Genomic DNA, 16,251 nt, shown 5'->3' with positions numbered 1-16,251 from the left:
TGGCAAGATGGGGGAATGCTCGAGCAGCTGCCAGCGCGCCGCACGCGAATCCGGGTGTCGTCGACCTACGTTCTCGCCGGGTTGCTGGTGGCGGGAATCGTCTGGCAGGCCCAGCTCGCCTCGGCGATCGACGCGCGGCTGCGGCTCCAGACCGCGCTGACGATGTTCGTCGGAGTCTTCGTGCAGGCCATTCCCTTTCTCGTGCTCGGTGTGGTGGTCAGCGGCGCCATCGCCGCGTTCGTCTCGCCCGCGCTGCTGCGGAAGGTGTTGCCGCGCAATGAGACCGCCGCGATCGGTGTCGGCGGGCTGGCGGGGCTCGCGCTGCCCGGCTGCGAATGCGGCGTCGTTCCGGTCGCGCGCAGGCTGATCGATCAGGGCGCGCCGAGTTCGGTGGCGCTGGCCTTTCTGCTGTCGGCGCCCGCGATCAACCCGGTGGTGTTGATCGCCACCGCGGTCGCGTTTCCCGGCGAACCGGGAATGGTGGCGGCGCGGTTCGCCGGCTCGCTGGCCACCGCCCTCGTCATGGGGTTGCTGTGGTCGCGGTTCGGCAGCCCCGCCTGGATGCTGCCGCGTGGCGGACCGGACCACTGCGTGACCGGCCGCACCCGGGCCGAGGTCTTCGCCGAGGCGGCCCGCCACGATCTGCTCCAAGCCGGGGCGTTCCTGGTGCTGGGCGCGGCGACCGCTGCGGCGCTGCACGTCCTGGTTCCGCCGCGCTGGTTCGAGCACCTGGCCACCCGGATGCTGCTGGCCATCGTGGTGCTCGCGGTGCTGGCGGTGGTGCTCGCGTTGTGTTCGGAGGCCGACGCGTTCGTCGCGGCGAGCATGTCGACGCTGCCGTTGTTGCCGCGGTTGGTGTTCCTGGTCGTCGGGCCCGCCGTGGACGTCAAGCTGTTCGCGATGCAGGCGGGCGCGTTCGGGCGGCGGTTCGCGCTGTGGTTCGCGCCGTCGACCTTCGCGGTCGCGATCGTCTGCGCGACGGTGGCGGGTTACGTCTTCCTCGGGGGTGCGCGATGAGGCGGGAAACGCAGAACCTGCTGTTGCTGCTGATCGGAATCGCGGTGCTGCGCATCACCTTCGACGGCACCTACCTGCGCTACGTGAAGCCGGGGCTCTTTCCGTTCCTGCTGGTCAGCGGGATCGGCATCGTCGCGCTCGGCACCGCGGCCATCATCGGCGACCTGTATCGCGGGTCGTCGCGCGGCAGCAACCATCGCCATCAGCACGAGCACGAGCACGAGCACGAGCACGAGCACGGACACGAGCACGGGCATGGGCGCGTGCAGTGGCTGCTGCTCGCGCCGGTCGCCACCCTGCTGCTGGTCGCGCCGCCCGCACTCGGCGCGGGGGCGGCGGTGACCAGCTCGGCGATTCGTCCGCCGGATACCGTTGTCGCGCAACCGGAGTTGATCGCCTACCCGCCGTTGCCCGACGAGCCCGCTCCTTTCCTCTCGATCTCCGAGGTGGTGAACCGTGCGACGCTCGACTCCACCCGGTCGCTGGACGGCCGGGAGATCACCGTCAGCGGTTTCGTGCTGCGCCGCATGCGCGGCTACGGCATCGACCTCGGTCGCGTGGTGATCACTTGCTGTGTGGCCGATGCCCGTTACATTCGGCTGCACCTGTCCGGCATCGAGGAGCCGCTCGACGAGGACACCTGGCTCGAGGTGCGCGGCGTCGTGGAACCGGGCAGCGCGCGCCGCGACCGCGACTCGATCCCGACGCTCGTCGTCCGCGAGTACCACCGCGTCGAACGGCCCGACCACTCCTACGAGCGGGGCCGCTGACTCACGCGGACTCTTCGACCGCGCGATAGCGGCGGACGACGACACCCGCGGGACGGACCGACCGGCCCGCCACGGTGAGCCCGGGGTGCACGAGCCCGTCGACGGTGCGGTCGGCGTCCGGGTCGGTGGTGGCGGTGACGTCGGCGGCCTCCATCGTGAGCGAGTCGAAGGGGTCGTCGGGACGCGGCGTGACGATCGCCGCCCCGCGACCGGTGAGCAGCCGTTCGACGCGTGCGCCGATGACCTCGAACGCCGCCCGCTCCCTGGGCGATTCGGCGGTCGCCGCGCAGGCGGCGGTGTCGTTGTGCAGGGCGAACAGCTCGACGACCAGCGGAAGATCGGCGCCAGCGCGGTCCTGGCGGGCGCGGGCCTTCGCTTCGTCGGCGAGGCGCTCGATGGTGGCGGCCTGGCGCGCGACGACCCGGGACAGGTCCTCGACGCGTTCGACGAGTTGGGCGAGCGATTCCGCGACTGGTTCCGTCATGCTCGCACCATAGCCCGGACGCGAGTCGATTGTTCTGGGCGTCAGCCGGATTCGCCCATCGGTCGCTGCGCCACTGTCGGCGGTGGCTGATACCATCGCCTGCCATGGGGGTCTACGGCATCGACCTGGGCACAACGAACTCGGCGATCGCGCGGATCGACGCCGACGGTCGGCCCGAAGTAATGATCGGCATGAACGGGGAACCGACGGTTCCGTCCGTCGTGCTGTTCGCGTCCGCGTTCGATCATCTGGTGGGCGAGGGCGCCCGGCGGCAGGCCCGGCTGGATCCCGAGCACGTGTGCTCGCTGGTGAAGCGTCGAATGGGCGACGCGGAGTGGCGTTTCGCCGCGCACGGCGAGACCTGGTCCGCGCCCGCCGTTTCCGCGCTGATCCTCAAGAGTCTCGCCGCCGACGCGGAATTCGGCGGCGGCGAGCCGGTGCGCCGGGCCGTGATCACGGTGCCCGCGTACTTCGGCGACGAGGAGCGGCGCGCCACCATTCAGGCGGGAACCTACGCGGGCTTCGATGTCGCGGGCGTGCTGTCCGAGCCGATCGCCGCGGCGTTCTCCTACGGTTTCGGCAGGCTCGACGGCGGCGTCGACATCGGCAAAACCGGTGCGCGCGAGACCGTGCTCGTCTACGACCTCGGCGGCGGCACCTTCGACGCCACCGTCATCGAGCTGGCCGATCGCCGCATCTCCGTGCTCGCCGTGGAAGGCGATCACCAGCTCGGCGGCGCCGACTGGGACGAGCGGATCGCCCTGTATCTGTCTCAGCGGTTCTGCGCGGCCAATCCCGATGCCGAAGACCCACTGGACGATTCGGCGGGTTCGCAGACGCTGGTGCTGGCGGCCGAGCGTGCCAAGCGCGAGCTCAGTGTCCAGGAGAGCACGGAGGTCGTCGTCGCGCACGACGGCGCCCGCGCCGTCATCACGCTGACCAGGGACGAACTCGAGTCGATGACGGCCTCGCTGATGCGCCGCACGCTCGATCTCACCAGGGATTGTCTGGCCGCGGCGGGCAAGCGCGGCGTGGCGTCGGTCGACCGGCTGCTGCTGGTCGGCGGCTCCTCCCGGATGCCGATGGTCGCCCGTGAGCTGGAGAAGGAACTCGGCCTGATCGGCGAGTTGCGCGACCCGGATCTGTCGGTGGCGCGCGGCGCGGCGCTCTACGGCGAGAAGCTCGAGATGGAGCGGTTGATCGTCGCCGATCTCGTCACCCGCGGTCGGCTGCGCGACGGCTCCGGTCTGAACGAGGCGGCGCCCGCGGATCTCGAGCAGTCGGTCGCGCGGGTCGCGGAGTCGTTCGGCCAGCCGGTGAGCCTGGTGCGGCGGATGCTGGAGATCCAGGTCGACACGGTGGTCTCGCGCGGATTCGGTGTGCTCGCACTGGATTCGCACTACGGGTTGGCGGCCGCCTGGCTGGTGCACCGCAACCAGACGCTGCCGGTTCGGGTGCGTCGGTCGTTCGGCACGGTGCGCGAGGACCAGGATCAGATCGAGCTGACCATCGTGGAACAGCAGGGACAGGCCGCCTCGATGCGTCCCGAGGACACCAAAGTGCTTGTGGAGGGCCGGATTCGCGGCATTCCCCCGGGCTACCCCGCGGGCAGCGAGGTGCGCGTCACCTTCGAGATGGGCTTCGACGGCGTGCTGCACGTGACAGCGCACCACGTCGACGCCGACATGCCGCTGACGTTGTCGGCGCAGACCGGAGCAACCCTGTCCCAGGCCGATGTCGCGCGCGAGCTCGACCAGGTGCAGCGTTCCCGGCGTCGCGACAGCTGAGCCGCCATGCACGCTTTCGACCCCAACGATTACCGCAAGCGGGTGCTCGCCGCGGTCGAGCGCCGCGGCGGCATCGACCAGTCGGACCCGTTCGAGCTCTACGACATTCCGCTCGACGAGGCCGAGACCCTCAGCGACGCGGAGGTTTCCGCTCGGGTGAGCGAGGTGTGGGGCTTCTGGCAGCGGCAGCGCGACCATCCGAAGTACCGCGTGCTCGTCGGATTGCTGGTGGAAAGCCACGACCACCTGTCCTATCTGCTGCTCGACGCGTCGACGCGGCGGGCCGAAGCGATCCGGATCCGGCAGGAGCGCGAACAGCGCGACGCCGAACGCTACGAGATGCTGGACACCGCGATCTCCCGGCTGGTGCAGCGCCACGGCGGGGTGCCCGCCGCGAAGGTGCCAGGGCTGGAGGAGATCGGGGCGATGGGCGGGCTGTCCGCCGCCGAGGTCGCCACCCGTTTGCGCCGTCACCGGATCATCCAGGACGCGCCGCGGCCCACCGCGTCCGCCAGCACACTCACCGACCAACGGCGTCAACAGATTCGCGGGCTGCTCGCCGAATGGGGGCGCCTGGTGGACGGTCCGCCCGCGCCGACGTTGCTCGGGCTGCTCGGGCTGGATCCGAGCCGCGCCACGCACACCGGCGAGATCCGGCTGCGCGCCGACGCGTTGCGCGCCCGGTCCCGCGAGCTGCCGCCCGGACGGATGCGCGTGGTGCTCGACGAACTGCTCGTGCACGTGCAGGACCTGCTGGAGCCCGGTGGCCCCGAGGTGGCCGAGTACGTCGCCTCGATCGTCGAGGACGTCACCGCGGAGCTGCGGCCCAAGGTGCGGGCCGCCGTGCTGGTCGAGGACGAGTTGGTGGGGGAGGACTACGAGTTCCTGCTCGACGAGGCGATCGCGCTCGGCATGGACCCGCACGCCGCGGGACGACTGCTCGAAGACCTGGCCGTCGAATTGGGTTCGCGCGCAGTCGGTTCCGCGCGGCCGACGCCCGCGCCTTCCGCGTCGAGCACGGGCCGAGCGGCGGCACCCGTCGCGCCCGCTCCGCCGCGGCGGCAGTGGGAGGAGCCGCTCAAGGCCGCGCGGGCGGCGTTGCGAAGCGGTCGTCCGCAGGAGGCCGCGCGCCACATCGCCGAGGCCAGGGGCCTCGATCCGCACAACGAGGGCACCACACCGATCCGCTCGGTGTCCGACGACGTCGAACGGGTGCTCGCCGACGCGGCCCGGCTCTGGCGGGTCGCCCTCGCGGCCCGCGCGGCGACACGCTACGTGGAGGCGCTCGAACACCTTCGGCAGCTGCGACGCGTCGCCGCCGACGTGCCGCCGCCCACCGGATCGGCCGCTGGCCTGGACGAACTGCTCGCCGAGGCGGAACGGGCCGTCGCCGAGGCCGACCGCTTGGTCGCGGCCGCGGCCGCGGGGCCGTCCGCCGAACGCTCCCGCACCCTGCGCGCCGCCCAAGCCGCCTGCGTCGACCACCCGGGCGCGAGCGAGGCGCTGGCCGCCACCCCCGTGCCCGCCCCCGGCCGCGTGACGGCCACCCGCATGGCGAACGGCTCCGTGCAGGTGGTCTGGACGCCCGCTCCGGCCGACGACGTGGCCTACCGCGTCACCCGCCTCCAGCCGGACGGCTCCTGGCGCGTGGTCGGCCGCACCGGAGGCACCGAACTCGAAGACGGAGGCGCTCCGCCCGGCGAAGTGCCGGTGTACGCCGTCGCCGCCGCTATATCGGGGAGTTACTCCGAAGCCACACGTTCGGACGCCGGTCCCGATCCGCGGTCGTTGCCGACCGCCTCGACGGACACGCACGGCCGAGCCGCGCAACCACTTCCGGTGTCGGGGCACGCCTCGGTAGACCGCTCCGGGTCGGCCGACGCAGCCGGTTCCGGCATGCCACCGGGTTCGGTCGTCCAACCGGCCTCCGCGAGCCAGTCCGCTCCGGTGGGCAGCCACGACCAGGCCACTCCCGCGGTTCCTCCTGGCACGACTATGGTGCCGGGCGGGCGTGCCGACGGCGAAAACTCGGCCCAACCGGAGTTGCTGGAGCGAACCGGCTCGGCCCCGAGTCAGCCCGCGCCGGTGGATGGGCACGGTCGGGCTGCCGACGTGGGTTCGACGGCTGAGCCCAGCGCGACGATGGTGCCGGGCGCGCGTGCCGACGGCGAACACGCGGCCCAGCCCGAGTCGCTGGACCGGTCTGATTCGGCCGCCCCAGCCGCTTCCGCGCCGGTGCCGCCGAGCTCGGTGCTCCAACCGGCCAGCACGAGCCAGTCCGCGCCGGTAAACGGGCCCGATGGAGCAGCCGACGCCGGTGCTGCCGGTGATCCCGCCCCGATGAGGCGGCCCGACTCGACCGGCGGGCATTCGCAGGCGATGCCGCACGAGGTTGTCGATCGGTCCGGCACTCCGACACAGGAACCTTCGGTTCGGCAGGATGCCGACGGTCTGCCCGGCTCGGCGATCGAGTCGGGCGAGACAGCCGACTCCAGCGGAGTTCCTTGGTCCGGTTCGACTGCCGAGCAGGGGTGGTCGCCGGATTCGGCTCAGTCCAGCCCGGTCGCGCGGTCGGCGGGGTCCGGTGAGTCTGCCGAGTTCGAGGCGGGGGCCGCGACCGGCTCCGGCATCGAGCCCACCGCGCCAGTGGTGCCGGACGATCCCATGCCGAGCGGCATCCCGGTGGTCACCGATCTTGCCGAGCGTGCGGGTCTGTTGACCTTCGTGTGGCCGACGGGGATCACCGAAGTGATGGTGGTGGCGCGTCCCGACCGTCCGCCCCTCGCACCGGACGAGCCGGAAGCACGCGCGTGGAAGGTCACCAACATGCGATACGAGCTCGACGGAGGCGTCCGGGTTCCGCCGGACCTGCCGCGCCCCTGCCACATCGCCGTGGCGTCGTGCCGCCGCGAGCCCAATGGCAAATTGACCGTGGCGGCGGGTTTCGCGCCGAGCGCTCGGATCCACTGGACGCACGTGTAGTCGACGGCGGCGTCCGGGTTCCGCCCGGGTCTACCGCGTCCGTGTCACTCGCCGTAGCGTCGTGCCGCCGCGAACCCAACGGCAGATTGACCGCGGCGGCGGGCTTCGCGCCGGGCGTTCGGATCCACTGATCACCGCGCCGAGCCTCGGGCCACTGCGGAATGCCGCCCGCGTTCACCGCGTTCCGATCGGGGATGAATCGTGTTGGCGGAGGCGGGCGGCGGCTGGTCCACTCGGATGTGACAAGGTGGGTGTGGTGATACCCAAGTTGATGGCGGTGAGCGACGTACACGTCGGGCATCAGGGGAATCGGCCGATCGTGGAGCAGATCCAGCCGGACTCGCCGGAGGACTGGCTGATCGTCGCCGGTGACGTGGGGGAGAAGACCGAGGACATCCGCTGGGCGCTGGAACTGCTGCGCCAGCGCTTCGCCAAGGTGATCTGGGTGCCCGGCAACCACGAGCTGTGGACCACGGCGAAGGATCCCGTGCAGATGCACGGCGTCGCCCGCTACGAGTACCTGGTGTCGATCTGCCGCGACCTGGACGTCGTCACACCCGAGGATCCGTTCCCGGTGTGGCGCGGGGCCGGCGCCGAGGCACATGGCGGCGCGGTGACGCTGGCCCCGATGTTCCTGCTCTACGACTACTCGTTCCTCCCCGAGGGCGCGAAGACCAAGGCCGAGGGCCTGGCCATCGCCCGCGAGCGCAACGTGGTCGCCACCGACGAGTTCCTGCTCTCCTCGGAGCCGTATCTGACCAGGGACGCCTGGTGTCACGCCCGGGTGCAGGTCACCAAGCGCAAGCTGGACGCGCTCCCGCCGGAGACGCCGCTGGTGCTGATCAACCACTTCCCGCTGGTCCGCCAGCCCACCGACGTCCTGTTCTATCCCGAGTTCGCGCTGTGGTGCGGCACCGACCTGACCGCCGACTGGCACACCAGCTACAACGTGGTGTGTTCGGTGTACGGGCACCTGCACATTCCGCGCACCTCCTACTACGACGGCGTCCGCTTCGAAGAGGTCTCGCTCGGCTACCCGCGCGAATGGCAGCGCCGCGGCCTGCCCGACAAGCTGCTGCGCCAGATCCTGCCTGCCCCGGAGTATCCACCGGGCACGCTGAACAAGTGGGGCGGTCATTTCAAGGTCACCCCCGAGATGGAGGCGGCCGCGGCCGAGATGCGCAGCCGCGCCCAGCGCAGGCGCGGCGTCTGATCCGGCCCTGACAGGCGCTGTCGGACCGAGTTCGTCGCGCATGCGGAGGTGCGCCCGACCGGACAGCCGGATGAAGTCCTTCGTCGGCCCGCGAACGACCGCAGCGCATGCGGAGGTTCGCCTCGACTAGGCTCGGAGCCGATGATCGAGAACATTCTGCCCAATGGCGTGGCCTCGGCCGAGCTGTTGGCGTATCCGGAGGATCTGAAGCCGCATCCGGCCGAAGAGCATCTCATCGCGCAGTCGGTGGAGAAGCGGCGTCGCGATTTCATCGGCGCCCGCCACTGCGCGCGGCTGTGCTTGGAGGAACTCGGTGAGCCGCCGGTCGCGATCGGCAAGGGCGAGCGGGGCATGCCGATGTTCCCGCGCGGCATCACGGGCAGCCTCACGCACTGCGACGGCTACCGCGCCGCGGCGCTGGCGCACAAGATGCGCTTCCGCTCGATCGGCATCGACGCCGAACCGCACGGCGCGCTGCCGGACGGCGTGCTCGACTCGGTGAGTCTGCCCGCCGAGCGGGAGTGGTTGCGCGACATCGATTCTCGCCTGCACCTGGATCGGCTGCTGTTCTGCGCCAAGGAGGCCACCTACAAGGCGTGGTTCCCGCTGACCACCCGCTGGCTCGGTTTCGAGGAGGCGCACATCACCTTCACCGTCGAGGAGAACGCCGACGGCACCGGTTCGGGCACTTTCCGCAGCCAGCTGCTGGTGCCGGGCCAGCCCAACGACGGCGGGCTGCCGCTCACCTCGTTCGACGGACGCTGGCTGATCGCCGACGGGCTGATCCTGACCGCGATCGCGCACGGCTGATGACCGAGCCGACCACCCAGGCACAGCGCCCCGACGTGCTCGGCGGCCTGTTGATCGTCGACAAGGACGGGGGCTGGACCAGCCACGACGTGGTGGCCAAGTGCCGGAAGTTGTTGCGTACCAAGAAGGTCGGGCACGCGGGCACGCTCGACCCGATGGCGACCGGGGTGCTGGTGCTCGGCGTCGAACGGGCCACCAAGCTGCTCGGCCTGCTGACGCTCACCACGAAGGCCTACACCGCCACCATCCGGCTCGGCCAGTCCACCACCACCGACGATGCCGAGGGCGAGACCCTGGCGACCGTCTCCGCGCTGCACCTCACCGACGCCGACATCGCCACGGGAATCGCGGAACTGACCGGTGACATCGAGCAGGTGCCCGCCACCGTCAGCGCCATCAAGGTGAACGGCGAACGCGCCTACGCCCGCCACCGCGCGGGTGAGGAAGTGCGCCTCACCGCCCGTCCGGTGACCGTGTCACGCTTCGATGTGCTTGCCCGGCGCGATGTTTCGGACGGCTTCGTCGATCTGGACGTCGTGGTGGAGTGCTCCTCCGGCACCTACGTGCGTGCGCTGGCCCGCGACCTCGGCGCCGCGCTGGGCGTCGGCGGTCACCTGACCGCTTTGCGCCGCACCAGGGTCGGCCCCTTCACCCTGGAACACGCGCGAACGCTGGATCGGCTCGCCGAGGATCCCACGCTGAACCTCGGCATCGACGAGGCGGTCCGCATCGCGTTCCCGCACCGCACGATCGATGACCGCGAAGCCGAATCCCTGCGCGACGGACGGTGGTTGGATCCGATCGGCATCGCGGGCGTGCACGCCGCGCTGACCGCCGACGGCACCGCCATCGCGCTGCTCGAGGAGAAGGGCAAGCGCTCCTCGCCGGTCTTCGTCATCCGCCCGCGCGGACTCGTGGACTGACGGCACTCCGGCCGCCGACGGTCATCGGACAGGCCGCGCGGCTCGGCCGGTTTCCGGATGTTGACGCAGGTCTACCCTGACTCTACTATCACTTGTAGTAGACGCACATCGCCGCGATCTTCCAGGTCAAGACCGTTGTGCGGCAACGGGTTATGTCCTGTGAAAGGGAAGCCATGGCGAAGCTGCTGAAGATCCTGGCGATGACGATGGGCGTAGCGTGCGTCGCGATCGGCTTCCTCCACCTGGCGCTCGGCATCGACTCGGTGCCCGACATGGGTTCCTCCGGTGTCACCGCCGACAGCCAGAGTCGCTTCTTCGGCGCCATTTTCGTCGGGTACGGCGTGGCGTGGATCTGGACCGCGCGCCGCACGCCGATTCCGGCGCTGGCGGTGCGGTGGCTGGCGGGTATCTTCCTGCTCGGCGCGGTCGGGCGGGTGTTGTCCGTCGCCGTGTACGGGTGGCCGCACTGGTTCCAGATCGTGCTGACCGTCATCGAATTCGCCTTCCCTCCGGTGTATTTCTGGCTGGCGGATGCCGATGAGAAGCGGGTGGCGGCCGAGCGGGTCGCCGTTCCCTAGCGGCGAATACCGAACACGGCAGGCGCTGCCGGACGGAGTCCGTCGACAGACCACGGACGGCCGGAGCGGATGCGGAGGTACGCCCACGCCGACAACGGAACCGTACAGTGGTCGTGGGTTCGCCGTCCGAAATCGCCGGCGGCCGTGGGAAGGCAGTGGCATGAGTGAACAATCGGTCGACACGTTCGAGCTGTGGGACCGCGACGGTGACGGACTCGTCTCCGTCCAGGACATCACCGACGGAATCCGCGCGCTCGGGCTGGAAGTCGACGCCGACGCGATCGAGCGCCTGGTCGCCGCGGCCGATACCAACGGCGACTTCCTGGTCTCCAAGGCCGAATTCGACGCGGCACTGGTGACAGGACGCCTCGAGGTGACCGACGCGGACGCCGCCTTCCGCGTGTTCGACACCAACGGCGACGGGCGGATCTCGGTCGAGGAACTCGAATCCCTCATCCGCCACGTCGGCGCGGGCCTCGTCGACCTCCCCGCGGCCGACCTGCTCGCCGCCGCCGACCGAGACGCGGACGGCTATCTCTCCCCGGCCGAATTCCGCGCCCTGCTGGACGAACTCGCCCGCTGAGCCGGGATCGATCGACCACCGAGCAGCGCCCGGGCCAGTCCCGACGCCTCGGCCGCCAGCCCCGGTGGGTTCGTGGCGATGAACATCGAGTCGGCCGCGAGATTGCCGAGTACGTGCCAGCTCGGATCCGGTGTGCCGCAGACCAGTAGCCGACGGGAACCGGGTTCGGCGCGCAGACCGCCCGCCGGATGCGTTTCGGCCGCGCCCGCCGCGAGCAACGCGCTGATCAGCGATTGGGTTTCCGTGGGCGTCGTGTAGGCGGGCGGGTTGACCGCGTTGAACACGGTGTCCGCGGTCCAGCTCCGCCCGTCGTGCACGGTGAAACCGCCCCCGGAGCGCGCCTCGATCTTGGTGACACCCGCGCACAACCGCAGTTGACCGGAATCCAGCAGCCGCAGCACGATACGCGCGTTGTGCGGGACCATCGGGGAGCTCAGGCTGTTGATCGTGCGGAAATGTGCGGAGCGCAGCATCTCTCGATCACGCTCCGCAAGCAGCGGCCAAGCGGTCGGGCCAACTGTGCGGATGACCATGGCGAGCAGGCGTCGCCCGAGGTGCGGTGCGTCGACGCCCTCCAGCTGGCGGCGCAGCCGAAGGACCGAATCCTCGTCGTCGGTGATCTCGGCGGCTAGCGTGTCGAAATCCTGTCCCAGCGCGGCGAGTTCGGCCCGCATGAGCGAAACCAGCTGGGCGAAGCGGAGTTCGCCGTGCGCAGCATGCTCGCGCACCGCTGCGGGTATCAGGTGCACCGGATCCAGCCGGGCCGGGCGCTGCTGGACGAACGGGAGCCGACCGCTGCGCGAGAGCAAGCTGATCGGACCGGTGTGACCGTTGGCGGCCAGCGCGACGGCGATATCCACCGCGGTCAGTCCGCTGCCGATCACGGCGACGTGCCGGTCCGCGGGGAGTTCGGCCAGGGTGCGGGCGAGCGGATAGGGCTCGTTCACGTAACCGGGTGCGCCGGTGAGCCCGTAGTGGTCGCGCGGACCTCCGCCGCCGACCGCCAGGACAGCACGGTCCACCGAGACTCGCTCGCCGCTCGCGGTGTGCAGCACCGGGCGTTCGTCACGGGAGAATCCGGTGACGGCCGAGCGCACGACTCGAACCGGGCAGCCCGCCCGGCTCAGTCGTGCGATCGCCGCGCGCGCGGTGTCCTCGAGGTACTCGCCGTAGACCGCCCGGGGAACGAGCGGCTGACCCAGCCCTTCGTCGAGGTAGCCCGCTACATCGCGTCCCTCCAGCCAGCGCTGGTAGTGCCCCGGATCGCCCGCCCGCACCGACATGATCGGCGGAGGCGCGTTCACTCGAACCGCGTCGAGATCCGGCTGATACGGACGACCCCGCCACGGCACGGGCGCGCCGTCGAACACGGTGACGCCACTGGGTTCGTCGTCGGCCGCGGCGAGCGCGTCGAGCAGCGCGACGGCGGCCGCGCCCGCTCCGATGATTCCGATGTGCATGGGGCTCCTTCGATTTCGTGATCGGGAAAGCCCAGCGTCGCGGGAATCGGCGGTGCGGAACATCCCGCGATCGAGGGGTTCGCGGTGCCGGAATTTCGATGGACGCGCACCCCCTCATCTGCGGGATGGCGGACACGCGACGGACAGCGGACGATGGCACCCATGACCGGTACGCCCGCCCTCGACGCACTGCTCGCGAGCATCACCGCCGCGCCCGACGCGCACGCGCTGTTCGCCGACACCTCGGCTCGCCTGCGGCGGATCACGCCGTTCGACGCCGCGGTGTGGGTGGCGACCGATCCGGTCAACGGCCTCACCACGGCTCCCGTCCGGGTGGAGAACCTGCACGAGGGCGGTTGCGGAACCTATTGGGAATCGGAGCTTTTCGCCGAACACGTGAATCTGTTCCGGGATCTGGCGGTGGCGAAGGTCCCGGTCGCCGGGCTGCGGGAAGTGACGGGCGACCGGCCGACACTGAGCCCGCTGTACCGCGGTTTCATGCGTCCGCGCGGGTTCGACGACGAACTGCGCGCGGTGTTCCGGGCGGACGGCCAGCCGTGGGGACAGCTGAGCCTGTTCCGTGAGCGCGGACGGCCGCCGTTCCGCGCCGCGGATATCACCCTGGTCCAGGCGCTCTGCACGCCGATGGCGCAGCGGCTGCGAGCCTTCGGGCTTCCAGCGGTGACGCCACCGTCCGCCGCCACTGCCCCCGGCCTGCTGCTGTTCGGCGCGGGCGGCGAACTGCTGTCGCTCAACGACGAGGCCCGCGACCTGCTAGCCGAGATGCCGCCCGGTCCCGCCGCGCCGACGCCGCTGGGCATCGATCTACCGCTGCCGGTCTGGATTCTGAACACGGCGGGCCGCGCCCGGCTCACCGGCGCGGCCTCGCGGATCCGGGTCCGCACGACCGCAGGGCGCTGGCTGGTATGCCACGCGACCTGCCTGCGCGACGCCGAAGGCCGCACCGGCACAACGGCTCTCGTCATCGAACCCGCGAAACCCGCCGAGGTGGCCGAATTGATCGCCGCCGCCTACGAGCTCACGCCGAGGGAACTGGAGGTGACCGAACTCGTCGCCCGCGGCCTGCCGACCGCCGACATCGCCGCCCGCCTCTTCCTCTCCCCGCACACCGTGCGCGACCACCTCAAGTCGATCTTCGACAAAGCCGGCGTCACCAGCCGCGGCGAACTGGTCGCCAAACTCTTCACCGAACACCGTGAACCCCTCGCCGCCCCCACCACCGTGCGCGTCCTCGACGCGGCGAGCTAGGCACTGTCTCGAAGTCCCATCCGGCGCCGCGGCTCAGATCGCCGCCTGGCCGCGTTGTCGTCGCCACCGATACCACTCCGGTATCGGCTCCTCCTCCGCCTCGCGCGGCGATCTGAGCCACGGATGCATCCGGCCGGACTTCGAGACAGGGCCTAGCGGCCCTGCCCGCGGCGTCGACGCGCGCCGCTGCGCCATCGCCTGGCCGCCAGCGCGGTGGGCAGTGCCCGCTCGACATCATTGGCGGGGCTGCCAATATCGTCTGTCTGCTCGACGCGGTGTTGATCCCGCGTCGGCAAACGTGCCCCGCACGAGCACGGTCTGGTTACGGGTGGAACACGTAGGCACAACACCCCGTACAGCCCTGTTGACCTGCGTTAACGCGCTTTCCTCCCGGTCGATACCCGGGTAAAGTGGCTCGACTCGGAGGCTTGGCGATGCGTGCGGTGGGAATCGTCGGGGTGGTGTGCGCGGTCTGCGCGCTCGTTGTGGGATGCGGTGGGGAGGCCGACGAAGCGGAGCGTCCGCGGGCGAGCGTCACCATGGGCGCGACGACCGTCGATCGCACACCCGAGATCGCCGAGGCGCCCGCCGCTACCAAAGCACCGCAACCCCGACCCGCGCCGCCGGCGCCCGCTCCCGCACCGCGACCGCCCACCTCACCGGTGCTCGGCACCGCGATCATCGAGACGGTAACGCTCGGCGGCGTCGCGGTGCCCGACGTTCCGGTCAGCGTGCGTCAGATGCGGCCGTGCGATATGGCCCAGCTCGATATTCCGTTGGGCGCCACCGAGATCGCGGGCTGGGACGCGGTCACCGATGCCGAAGGGCGCGCGATGTTCGTGGTTCCGGTCGGCTGCTTCCGGTTCCGGATGGATCCACCGCCCGGCACCGATCCGGTGCCCGAGGGCATGCACTCGTTGTTCGTCACGGCGGCCGGTCAGGTCGTGACCGGTCAGCTGCGCTTCAACGATCCGGCCCCCGCCGCCTGCGCCGCCGAGACCATCGTCGACGAGCTGGACGACGTGGGCGACCTGACCGCCGACGGGGCGACGGTCAGCGAATGTGACGGCACCTGGGCGGTGATCGTCTGGGACGTCCCCGGCGACAGCCAGCGCATCCTCCACCGCACAGCCGACGGCTGGCGCACTTACGTCGCCTTCCCGCACGACGTCTGCTGGTCCACGGCCGCCGCCGACGGCGTCCCCGCCCGGCTCGAGTCCTACTTCCAGCCCTGCTGAACCTTCTCCGAACCAGTACACGCGCCACGGCTGGGCACGGCCGCCTACAGGGCCTGGCCTCTTGCGAGGCGTACAAGATTTCAGGTCGTGAGCCAGATGGCTTCCGCGGCGGGGCGACCGAGGTCGGTGGTGGCGTCGCCGTCGCCGATGCGGATGGCGATGGTGCCCGCGAAATCGCGGCGTTCGACGACGGCGATGGCGGTGTCCAAGGCGATGCCGACGGAGTCGAAGTAGCGCAGCATGTCCGGGTCGGAGTCGGAGATGCGGGCGACGCGCCCGGCCTGGCCCGCTTCGAAATCGCTGAGCTGGCGCGCGGGCGGTGTCGGCACCGCGCCGTCCACCGACGGGATGGGGTCGCCGTGCGGGTCGCGGTCCGGATAGCCGAGCTTGGCGTCGATGCGGGCCATGAGCAGTTCGGAGACCGCGTGCTCGAGCACCTCGGCCTCGTCGTGCACCTCGTCCCAGCCGTAGCCGAGCTCGTTGACCAGGAACGTCTCGATCAGCCGGTGCCTGCGCACCATGGCGACCGCGGCGCGGCGACCGTGCTCGGTGAGGGTGATCGATCCGTAGCGTGCGTGTTCGACCAGGCCCTGGTCGGCGAGTTTGCGCACGGCTTCGGAAACGGTGGAGGCCGAGACGCCGATCCGCTCGGCCAGCAGCTTCGTCGAGACCTTCTCCTGCGACCACTCCTGTGCGGTCCAGATGACCTTCAGGTAGTCCTGGGCGACCGAGGTCAGCTCCGGCGCCAGCGTGGCGGTGCTGCCGTGCGGCTCGCCCGGCGCGGAGCTGTCGGTCAGCTCGCGGCGGGTGGCGATATCTCGTTTACCGGGCACATACCCGAGCTTATGCATTTCCGTCGCGATTCACACAGTCGGACACCGGGATGCGGCGAACTCGTTCGCCACTCGTGTTCCGCCCGTCGCGGACCGGCCATCCCGCTGCCATTTCGAGCGTGGAATCGCAGGTCGCGGACGCGGTCGTCGATGCCGTCCGACGGTGCGGAGCGCGACAGAATTCAGTGGAAGTTCATGCGCCCTCGGCCGATTCGAGCCGTCCTCGGCGGCTACGTCGACGAGCGCGTCGTGCGCAAGCCGCCACGCGACTCGCGCCGCGCGGCGACCGTGTCCGAGCGCGAAG

General features: G+C 70.7%; 14 protein-coding genes. 11 read left to right on the top strand and 3 right to left on the bottom strand.

Going from position 1 to position 16,251, the window contains the following annotated elements:
* Window positions 1–15 precede the first annotated feature (15 nt).
* Window positions 16–1,017 (top strand): permease, encoded by a 1,002-nt coding sequence (locus AB0H49_RS22195; RefSeq protein ID WP_354999457.1) that lies wholly within the window; start codon window positions 16–18, stop codon window positions 1,015–1,017.
* A complete protein-coding gene (locus tag AB0H49_RS22190) occupies window positions 1,014–1,787 on the top strand; it encodes a TIGR03943 family protein (RefSeq protein ID WP_357253963.1) in 774 nt (257 codons plus the stop codon). The genes AB0H49_RS22195 and AB0H49_RS22190 overlap by 4 nt, the downstream gene beginning before the upstream one ends.
* 1 nt (window position 1,788) lies before the next feature.
* Here AB0H49_RS22190 and AB0H49_RS22185 read toward each other — a convergent pair whose 3' ends face one another.
* Window positions 1,789–2,271, bottom strand: a complete 483-nt coding sequence (locus tag AB0H49_RS22185; protein ID WP_357253962.1) for a nucleotide exchange factor GrpE — start codon at window positions 2,269–2,271, stop codon at window positions 1,789–1,791.
* Window positions 2,272–2,375: 104 nt separating this feature from the next.
* On the opposite strand from AB0H49_RS22185, the gene AB0H49_RS22180 reads away from it, so the two are divergent.
* The 7 genes from AB0H49_RS22180 (at window position 2,376) to AB0H49_RS22150 (ending at window position 11,147) form a co-directional block, all read left to right on the top strand.
* Window positions 2,376–4,058 carry an Hsp70 family protein gene (locus AB0H49_RS22180; protein WP_354999460.1) on the top strand — a complete coding sequence of 561 codons (1,683 nt, stop codon included), beginning with the start codon at window positions 2,376–2,378 and terminating at the stop codon, window positions 4,056–4,058.
* A 6-nt stretch (window positions 4,059–4,064) separates the two neighbouring features.
* The gene (locus tag AB0H49_RS22175) at window positions 4,065–7,040 is read left to right on the top strand and encodes a hypothetical protein (RefSeq protein ID WP_357253959.1); all 2,976 of its coding nucleotides are present in this window, start codon (window positions 4,065–4,067) and stop codon (window positions 7,038–7,040) included.
* A gap of 256 nt (window positions 7,041–7,296) precedes the next feature.
* Window positions 7,297–8,253: a metallophosphoesterase gene (locus AB0H49_RS22170; RefSeq protein WP_354999462.1), complete on the top strand. Its 957-nt coding sequence runs from the start codon at window positions 7,297–7,299 to the stop codon at window positions 8,251–8,253.
* 141 nt (window positions 8,254–8,394) lie between these two features.
* On the top strand, window positions 8,395–9,063 hold the full coding sequence (gene npt, locus AB0H49_RS22165) for a 4'-phosphopantetheinyl transferase Npt (protein ID WP_357253957.1): 669 nt from the start codon (window positions 8,395–8,397) through the stop codon (window positions 9,061–9,063).
* Window positions 9,063–9,986 carry a tRNA pseudouridine(55) synthase TruB gene (gene truB / locus AB0H49_RS22160; protein WP_357253955.1) on the top strand — a complete coding sequence of 308 codons (924 nt, stop codon included), beginning with the start codon at window positions 9,063–9,065 and terminating at the stop codon, window positions 9,984–9,986. The genes npt and truB overlap by 1 nt, the downstream gene beginning before the upstream one ends.
* 173 nt (window positions 9,987–10,159) lie before the next feature.
* Window positions 10,160–10,564, top strand: coding sequence for a DUF4345 domain-containing protein (locus AB0H49_RS22155; RefSeq protein WP_354999465.1), 405 nt, complete (start codon window positions 10,160–10,162; stop codon window positions 10,562–10,564).
* Between the two features lie 160 nt (window positions 10,565–10,724).
* On the top strand, window positions 10,725–11,147 hold the full coding sequence (locus AB0H49_RS22150; protein WP_357253953.1) for an EF-hand domain-containing protein: 423 nt from the start codon (window positions 10,725–10,727) through the stop codon (window positions 11,145–11,147).
* Here the strand turns inward: AB0H49_RS22150 and AB0H49_RS22145 are convergent.
* On the bottom strand, window positions 11,096–12,607 hold the full coding sequence (locus AB0H49_RS22145) for an FAD/NAD(P)-binding protein (RefSeq protein ID WP_357253951.1): 1,512 nt from the start codon (window positions 12,605–12,607) through the stop codon (window positions 11,096–11,098). The genes AB0H49_RS22150 and AB0H49_RS22145 overlap by 52 nt on opposite strands.
* Window positions 12,608–12,769: 162 nt before the next feature.
* Between AB0H49_RS22145 and AB0H49_RS22140 the strand changes: the two genes are divergently transcribed.
* Together AB0H49_RS22140 and AB0H49_RS22135 are read left to right on the top strand one after the other, a co-directional pair.
* On the top strand, window positions 12,770–13,876 hold the full coding sequence (locus AB0H49_RS22140; protein WP_357253949.1) for a LuxR C-terminal-related transcriptional regulator: 1,107 nt from the start codon (window positions 12,770–12,772) through the stop codon (window positions 13,874–13,876).
* Between the two features lie 434 nt (window positions 13,877–14,310).
* Window positions 14,311–15,114 (top strand): hypothetical protein, encoded by an 804-nt coding sequence (locus tag AB0H49_RS22135; protein WP_357253947.1) that lies wholly within the window; start codon window positions 14,311–14,313, stop codon window positions 15,112–15,114.
* Window positions 15,115–15,194: 80 nt separating this feature from the next.
* Here AB0H49_RS22135 and AB0H49_RS22130 read toward each other — a convergent pair whose 3' ends face one another.
* Entirely contained in the window at window positions 15,195–15,965 is a 771-nt protein-coding gene (locus tag AB0H49_RS22130; RefSeq protein WP_354999470.1) for a metal-dependent transcriptional regulator, read from the bottom strand.
* Between the last annotated feature and the right edge of the window lie 286 nt (window positions 15,966–16,251).

The organism is Nocardia sp. NPDC050713, assembly GCF_040654315.1.
Taxonomy (GTDB): Bacteria; Actinomycetota; Actinomycetes; order Mycobacteriales; family Mycobacteriaceae; genus Nocardia.
The sequence above is the reverse complement of the archived record's forward strand: the minus strand, read 5'-3'. Positions and strand labels throughout refer to the sequence as shown.

Excerpts from the sequence above, each read along its gene's own strand:
- AB0H49_RS22175 (WP_357253959.1), top strand. The coding sequence starts at position 4,065 with ATGCACGCTTTCGACCCCAACGATTACCGCAAGCGGGTGCTCGCCGCG.
- AB0H49_RS22155 (WP_354999465.1), top strand. The coding sequence starts at position 10,160 with ATGGCGAAGCTGCTGAAGATCCTGGCGATGACGATGGGCGTAGCGTGC.
- AB0H49_RS22195 (WP_354999457.1), top strand. The coding sequence starts at position 16 with ATGCTCGAGCAGCTGCCAGCGCGCCGCACGCGAATCCGGGTGTCGTCG.
- AB0H49_RS22130 (WP_354999470.1), bottom strand. The coding sequence starts at position 15,965 with ATGCATAAGCTCGGGTATGTGCCCGGTAAACGAGATATCGCCACCCGC.
- AB0H49_RS22145 (WP_357253951.1), bottom strand. The coding sequence starts at position 12,607 with ATGCACATCGGAATCATCGGAGCGGGCGCGGCCGCCGTCGCGCTGCTC.
- AB0H49_RS22135 (WP_357253947.1), top strand. The coding sequence starts at position 14,311 with ATGCGTGCGGTGGGAATCGTCGGGGTGGTGTGCGCGGTCTGCGCGCTC.
- AB0H49_RS22185 (WP_357253962.1), bottom strand. The coding sequence starts at position 2,271 with ATGACGGAACCAGTCGCGGAATCGCTCGCCCAACTCGTCGAACGCGTC.
- npt (WP_357253957.1), top strand. The coding sequence starts at position 8,395 with ATGATCGAGAACATTCTGCCCAATGGCGTGGCCTCGGCCGAGCTGTTG.
- AB0H49_RS22190 (WP_357253963.1), top strand. The coding sequence starts at position 1,014 with ATGAGGCGGGAAACGCAGAACCTGCTGTTGCTGCTGATCGGAATCGCG.
- AB0H49_RS22180 (WP_354999460.1), top strand. The coding sequence starts at position 2,376 with ATGGGGGTCTACGGCATCGACCTGGGCACAACGAACTCGGCGATCGCG.
- truB (WP_357253955.1), top strand. The coding sequence starts at position 9,063 with ATGACCGAGCCGACCACCCAGGCACAGCGCCCCGACGTGCTCGGCGGC.
- AB0H49_RS22150 (WP_357253953.1), top strand. The coding sequence starts at position 10,725 with ATGAGTGAACAATCGGTCGACACGTTCGAGCTGTGGGACCGCGACGGT.
- AB0H49_RS22140 (WP_357253949.1), top strand. The coding sequence starts at position 12,770 with ATGACCGGTACGCCCGCCCTCGACGCACTGCTCGCGAGCATCACCGCC.